At 46.9% G+C, this 6,529-nt stretch carries 8 protein-coding genes and 2 pseudogenes; 6 read left to right on the top strand and 4 right to left on the bottom strand.

Annotated features, from left to right (window positions below):
- On the top strand, positions 1-218 hold a 218-nt coding region (locus RMO35_RS15160; RefSeq protein WP_309742163.1), incomplete at its 5' end, for a SpoIIE family protein phosphatase.
- Between the two features lie 198 nt (positions 219-416).
- Here the strand turns inward: RMO35_RS15160 and RMO35_RS15165 are convergent.
- Both RMO35_RS15165 and RMO35_RS15170 read right to left on the bottom strand, forming a co-directional pair.
- Positions 417-1,007 (bottom strand): tetratricopeptide repeat protein, encoded by a 591-nt coding sequence (locus tag RMO35_RS15165; protein WP_309742164.1) that lies wholly within the window; start codon positions 1,005-1,007, stop codon positions 417-419.
- Positions 1,008-1,106: 99 nt separating this feature from the next.
- Positions 1,107-2,249 carry an iron-containing alcohol dehydrogenase family protein gene (locus RMO35_RS15170; protein WP_309742165.1) on the bottom strand — a complete coding sequence of 381 codons (1,143 nt, stop codon included), beginning with the start codon at positions 2,247-2,249 and terminating at the stop codon, positions 1,107-1,109.
- A gap of 185 nt (positions 2,250-2,434) precedes the next feature.
- On the opposite strand from RMO35_RS15170, the gene RMO35_RS15175 reads away from it, so the two are divergent.
- Positions 2,435-2,851: a photosystem I reaction center subunit II gene (locus RMO35_RS15175; protein WP_309742166.1), complete on the top strand. Its 417-nt coding sequence runs from the start codon at positions 2,435-2,437 to the stop codon at positions 2,849-2,851.
- Positions 2,852-2,922: 71 nt separating this feature from the next.
- Here the strand turns inward: RMO35_RS15175 and RMO35_RS15180 are convergent, their stop codons facing one another.
- Positions 2,923-3,636: a Uma2 family endonuclease gene (locus RMO35_RS15180; protein ID WP_309742167.1), complete on the bottom strand. Its 714-nt coding sequence runs from the start codon at positions 3,634-3,636 to the stop codon at positions 2,923-2,925.
- A 261-nt stretch (positions 3,637-3,897) separates the two neighbouring features.
- Here RMO35_RS15180 and RMO35_RS15185 point away from each other — a divergent pair, with 261 nt between their 5' ends.
- The 3 genes from RMO35_RS15185 (at position 3,898) to RMO35_RS15190 (ending at position 4,935) form a co-directional block, all read left to right on the top strand.
- Positions 3,898-4,104, top strand: a complete 207-nt coding sequence (locus RMO35_RS15185) for a hypothetical protein (RefSeq protein WP_309742168.1) — start codon at positions 3,898-3,900, stop codon at positions 4,102-4,104.
- Positions 4,086-4,448: a leucine-rich repeat domain-containing protein gene (locus tag RMO35_RS25380; protein ID WP_396135675.1), complete on the top strand. Its 363-nt coding sequence runs from the start codon at positions 4,086-4,088 to the stop codon at positions 4,446-4,448. The genes RMO35_RS15185 and RMO35_RS25380 overlap by 19 nt, the downstream gene beginning before the upstream one ends.
- Before the next feature lie 283 nt (positions 4,449-4,731).
- On the top strand, positions 4,732-4,935 hold the full coding sequence (locus tag RMO35_RS15190; protein WP_309742169.1) for a hypothetical protein: 204 nt from the start codon (positions 4,732-4,734) through the stop codon (positions 4,933-4,935).
- Between the two features lie 116 nt (positions 4,936-5,051).
- On the opposite strand, the pseudogene RMO35_RS15195 reads toward RMO35_RS15190, so the two are convergent.
- A pseudogene (locus tag RMO35_RS15195) lies at positions 5,052-6,316 on the bottom strand (S9 family peptidase).
- On the opposite strand from RMO35_RS15195, the pseudogene RMO35_RS15200 reads away from it, so the two are divergent.
- Positions 6,315-6,529, top strand: a pseudogene (locus tag RMO35_RS15200) (oligopeptidase B); the annotation flags it as partial. The pseudogenes RMO35_RS15195 and RMO35_RS15200 overlap by 2 nt on opposite strands.

A 6,529-nucleotide genomic window follows, 5' to 3' on the forward strand; every position in this document is an offset into this window, starting at 1 on the left:
ACTACCCAGACGGCTTCACCGATGCTGCCAATCAAGTTGGGGAGAGGTTCAATGAAGAAAATCTCATCTATACCTTCCATACCGCCTGTAAACAAGGCTTGACCTCCCAAGCGACTCTAGACTTTATCGTCGAGACGATTGCCTCCTTCACGGGCGTCAATAAAGCCAATGGTGATGATATGACAATGGTAGTAATGAAGGTTAAAGATCGCCAGTAGACTTTTCGCAGAAGTCAGGGAATAGGGAATAGGGAACCTCAGCAAGGGTTCCATCCGCTACGTGGTGCGCTCAATCTGGAGGGAACCTCCGTGACGAGCGCATCTGCTGCTTGGTGCAACACATGCGGAGGGAACCTCCGCGTGGTTGCATCCGCTAAATTCCCATCCTAAAAACCCAATTATTAATTATTAATTAATTCAACGTAGCTTATTTATCCATTCTGTCGCCTGCTCGTAGCCGCCGACATCTTGCTGCTGCTGAAATAAGCGCGCGGCTTTAGTCAAATCGGCTCGGGCACCCCGCCGATCGCCCAAACCATGTCTGCTAATCGCCCGATTATAATAGGCATCAGCGAAATCTCGATCGCAGCGAATCGATTGATTGAAATCGCGAACCGACGCGCTCAAGTTGCCAGCCATCGCATGAACGTTACCGCGTGCATTGTAGGCATCGGCATTATTAGGCGCTAGGGAGATCGCCCGATCGAAATCTTTCAGTGCCTCTGGTAGCCGATCGAGCATCGCCTTGGCAAACCCGCGATTGCTATATGCAGCTAGGTGGTTGGGATTGGTTTTGAGAAATTCCGTGTAATCGGCGATCGCGCCCACATAGTCTTCTCGCTCCTGTTTCTTCAGACCTTCCTCAAGTAGATTAGTAGACTGAACGATATTCACCAGAGGTCGGCCAATCTGTGGCGCGATCGCATAGCCAAATACCCGCTCTGCCCGACTAAACGCGACAACACTAGTCAAAGCGATGAAGATAGTAGCTGTCTGAATGAGCTTCATAGAATTTACATATTGAAGGCGCACACCCTACAGTTTATCAAATTTTTAGCTAAATTTAATTTTAGGCTCGATCGCGCCTGTCAGGATTACCCAACCCGCTCAGGAGACATTTTCGGTAGCTGCGGCGACTCCAGCCCAGCGATGTTCGACTTCGACGATGGTTGTCGATACCATCGCTGCGACTAATTGCTCTGGTGTGACTGTAAACGGTAAGCGGTGAAGATCGGAATCAGGCTGGCAAGCGAGCGTCGCAGCGTATTGCAACTGCGCGATCGTCACATCACTCAAACCCAGATCGGCTAAAGTTCTGGGCAACCCGATCGACTCATAAAAACTGAGTAACTGCTGTCTGGCGGTAGCGGCTAATCGATCGCCTTGCAGCATCTCCTGGAGGCGTAACTGGACTAAGATCCCATAGGCCACTTTTTCGCCGTGTAAGGCATGATGACTGCCCGGCAGGTGAGTCAGACCATTATGGACGGCATGGGCGGCTACAGTGCGACACTGGGCACCACCCAGCCCGCCAATTACCCCCGCCAGGAGGACGGTAGCATCGACGACTTCGCGCCAGTCCGCACCGTCCGGATCTGCTAGCGCGGCGGCTGACTTTTGGAATAAGAGATCGCGGAGGACGCGCGCCTGTTGAACGGCAGCAATTAGTAAGGTTTGGGTAGAATGACCGCTACTCACAGAAGCCTCATACCATTTGGCAATCGCATCCCCAATTCCAGCGACTAGCATCCGTGGCGCTGCTGTCGCCACAATCCCATAATCTAGCACCAGCAAATCCGGACACTTGGCGAGGCTCACATCTGCCAAAAATGCCCCGGATTCCGAATAAATATTTGATAACGCCGTCCAAGCCGCACAGGTAGCTCCAGATGTCGGGATCGTGACGACTGGCAAATTTGTCCGATGAGCGATTAATTTAGCAGTATCCAAGCATTTACCGCCGCCAATCCCGATGATGACATCGGCTTGATGAGCGCTGACGGCGAGCATCAGTCGATCGAGACTACTTTCACAACAGTCAGGCGTATATCTGGCAACCTCGATCGCTAATTCTGGACGCTCCCACAATACCTGTAATTGACCCAGTGCCAAGCTCCGAGCGCCACCAATTATCAGCGGACGTTGACCCAGACGGATAATGAACTCGATCGCGTCTGCAAGCGCGTTTGTGCCCCGTACCACCCGAGCGGGGGCGACCGACAAGGAAATAGCAGTAGAATTCTCACTCATGACGATCGATCGACGATTGATAAATTAATTGTATGCGATCGCCATCATCGGGTCTGTGGTTGAAAACCGATCCGATCGTCAACGATGCGCTTGCCACCGCGATCGACTGTTACAGTTCTTGACGAGATAGCGATCGCGATCGAGCTGAGTGGTACCATGACAAAAACCCTATAACGAGTAGTTTTATGGCAATCAAACTAACGGGCAAAACACCGCTTTTTGGCGGTAGCACTGGTGGTTTACTCAGCAAAGCCGATGTAGAAGAAAAATACGCAATTACTTGGAACAGTCCCAAGGAACAAGTATTTGAAATGCCTACAGGCGGAGCCGCGACAATGGTATCGGGAGACAACCTCTTGTACATGGCACGCAAAGAACAATGTTTGGCGCTTGGCGGTCAATTACGGAAGTTCAAAATCACCAATTACAAAGTTTATCGCATCCTGCCTAAAGGTGACACCACTTTACTCCATCCCAATGATGGTGTATTCCCTGAAAAAGTCAATCCCGGGCGGGAAGCGCAAAATAGTGTCGATCGAAACATTGGTAGCAATCCCGAGCCAGCGAAGCTCAAGTTTACTGGCAAAAGAACCATCGACTAGATCGACGCGACTTTCACAAGTATGACAAATGAGGTGAAAACACGATCGTGTTTTCACCTCATTTTTTCTGGCTAAATCGTATCTGGATCGATACCCAATTCTCGCAGCTTTGCCGCGAGTAACTGGTTACGCTCGTTTTGGGCAGCTAACTCCCGCTCGGTTGTCGAGAGGGTTTGGGAGATATTTTCCAACTCGCGAGTAGTTGTTTCTAACCTTTGAGAAACCTGCTCGAAGCTTAAAAATACCTCCCCGTCAGGTCGGTAGATTTGCAATTCGGGCTGTGTATTGAGATCGAATTTAATTCCCAAGCGCGGGCTAATCCAATCCTGCATCACTGGAATTTCAGTGAGATAACCATCCAATCGCTCCCAGCCAGACAGAGCATTAACATCAGGATCGTAAATATAGTATTCTTCGACATCATGCCGATCGTAAAAGGCTAACTTCGATGCCATTTCATTAGCGGTATTCCCAGGTGACAGGATCTCGAATACTACTTGCGGTGCAATATTATTTTCTTGCCATTGCTTGTACGATCCGCGATCTCCTTTGGGTCTACCAAATGCGACCATTACATCTGGAGCCGCACGTCGTTTGGGATTGCCTTCGACTGGATACCAGAGCAAATCTCCAGCGATGAAGACATTCTCATCATTGGCAAACAACCAATCTAGGTTATATTTGACGATCGTAATCCAGCGAAACTGTTTGGTATTGTCGGACATTGGCTTCCCATCGCTGTCTGGATAATCGATTTGGTTAGGTGTCGGTAATTGAGTAACCATAAGCTTAGATATTGGCGGCAAGGTTCCTAATCATAATTGTAATTTAGGTTTTCAAAGCTTTGAGGCTTGAGGCTCGATTTAAGATATTCTCCATTCTAATCGTGCTGAATTGGCGCGATCTCGATCGGGCGTTATATTGAAATTGTCGTTACTCATGGAGAATCCCTAAATGTCACATGAATACCTATCCCGCGCTCACAATTTCTCTGCTCAGTAAGCTAACTAACCGCGAACTGCAATCTCATTATCTCGATCGAACCTTTGAAATTTCCAGTTTTTACTAAGAGAATTTTAGAGTTTATGCAAAACGAGCGAGACGGATCGGAAATCGAAATAGTTCAATGGTTGACAGAACTAGGTGTAAATTGGGATGGCGAACTTGCCGATCTCCAAAAGTTGGATCTTTACCGAGATCGATCGTTCAACTTGCAAATCTCTCGAAGCTTGATATTAGTTGGAACCAGTTAACTAGCCTACCAGAATCTATCGGTCAATTGAGCAGTCTCCAAGAACTCGATCTTGGATATAATCAATTAAATAATTTACCGGATTCCATCTGTCAATTGAGCAATCTCCAGAAGCTTGACCTTAGTGGCAACCAATTAACCATCTTACCGAAATCCATCGGTCAATTCAGCAGTCTCCAGAAGCTTGACCTTAGTTACAATCAACTAACAGATATGTCGCCGTTACAAGAAATAGATCGACCAGATTTAACGGTAAAATTCTCTGGAATCGACCTGCCTCGCCGATATTGGATAAAAGTTAGTGAAGGACATTGGATATTACCCACTTTTGAAGACGATGTATGATGGATTTATAACCAGTTATACACAGCAAAATCTAACCATTCCACAGCAGAACCCCGCTCGATCCAAGGCTCATCGACTAGACTGCTCATTCTTCAATGTATGTGGTGAAAACATTTAATAGTTCTTCCGACTATCGGATTACCTCAATTAGATCGGCATTTGTAGAAGGTGACAGAATTTTTCCAAACTCGGCAATTTACGATCTTACACATATCCAGATTTCGATTTTGGATTCGAGCTTAATTGAAGAGTTATGTATACTCACAATGGATGATATTTAGCTATGCCATTAGATCCTAAAGAATTTGAGAAAGTATTTGCCAATCACTTTGAAACGATCGCTCCAGAACAGTTTTTAGATAATTTGAAAGCAGCTTGTCCCTATTTATTCGATGAAGATGCGAGTAAGATCGTTGAAGTGATTAATGACAAAGAAGTAGGTACCAAACTTACAATAGTAACCGATGATAAAGTTCACCATTCTTGAGTACATAGCTGACCGATCGAGCAAACTCATCATGAAGATCCTTATCCCGAACGGAGGTTATTGGAGGTGTAACTGCTGAATTTGTCGATCGATTTTGACATCATGCAAAATCTCCCTTAAACATTACTCGCTTTCTCGAAAACAGTCAGCAAAAACGTATATTCCAAAGCGATATCTTTGAGATATTCATAACGTCCCGATGCGCCGCCATGTCCAGAATCTAGATTGGTTTTGAGCAAGAGTAAATTATCATCGGTTTTGAGATCTCGCAATTTTGCCGTCCATTTAGCAGGTTCCCAATAAGTCACGCGCGGATCGTTCAATCCCGCCGTAATCAATAAGTGTGGGTAAGCCTTAGCCTCGACATTATCGTAAGGCGAATAGGAACGGATATAGCGATAAAACTCCTCATCGGCGGGATTCCCCCACTCATCGTACTCCAACTGCGTAAGAGGCAAATCTGCATCCAGCATCGTATTCAGCACATCTACAAATGGTACTTGAGCGATCGCCGCCTTGAATAGTTCGGGTGTGAGATTAATCGTCGCACCGACTAGCTACCGCCCGCGATCGCAATATTACCCGCGCTGGTATACTTTTCGGCAATCAGATGTTCGGCACAAGCCACAAAGTCCAGAAAGGTGTTCTTTTTTTGCAAGAACTTACCCGACTCATACCAGTGTCGCCCCAGCTCCGAACCACCGCGAATATGGGCGATCGCATAGACAAAGCCGCGATCGAGTAAACTGAGTCGATTGGTAGAAAAGCCTGGATCTAGGATGGCTCCATAGGAACCATAACCATAGAGATACAGCGGTGCGGTACCATCGCGCTTAAAATCTTGGCGATAAACGATCGAGATCGGTACTTCTACGCCATCGTGAGAACGAGCAAAAATTCGCTCGGAATGGTACTGGCTCGGATCGTAACCCCCTGGAATCTCATTTTGCTTGAGAATTGTCTTCGTTCGCGCTCGCAAGTCGTACTCAAATACGGTCATCGGCGAGACTAAAGAAGTATAGCCAAAGCGGAATGTCTGCGTATCATATTCCCAATTAGCCGCACCAAATACCAGATAAGTGGGATCGTCGAACTCTAGATAATGTGACGCTTGATTCTGAATTTCGATCGCCCGTAATTGTCCCAAACCCTGATAGCGTTCGCTAATAATCAGGTAATCTTTAAACTCATCAATTCCTTCAATTAATCGATCGGGATCGTGGGCAATATATTCTTCCCAGTACTGTTGCTGGGGTTGCGCTACCAGCGTCCGCATGATGCGGAAGTTCTGGGCGTTGTCATTGGTGAGAATGTAAAAAGAGCCATCATGATGACTAACGCTGTATTCATGGCCCTTCTGGCGGGGTGTAACGATCGAAATTCAGAATCAAGCGTCACATTATCTAGAGTTCGACGATCCCACTTATCTAGTATTTGGTGCGGCTAATTGGGAATACGATACGCAGAAATTCCGCTTTGGCTATACCTCTTTAGTCTCGCCGATGACGGTATTTGAGTACGATCTGCGATCGCGATCGAAGACAATTCTCAAGCAAAGTGAGATTCCAGGCGGTTACGATCCGAGCCAATACCA

It is taken from the genome of Chamaesiphon sp. OTE_20_metabat_361 (assembly GCF_031364565.1).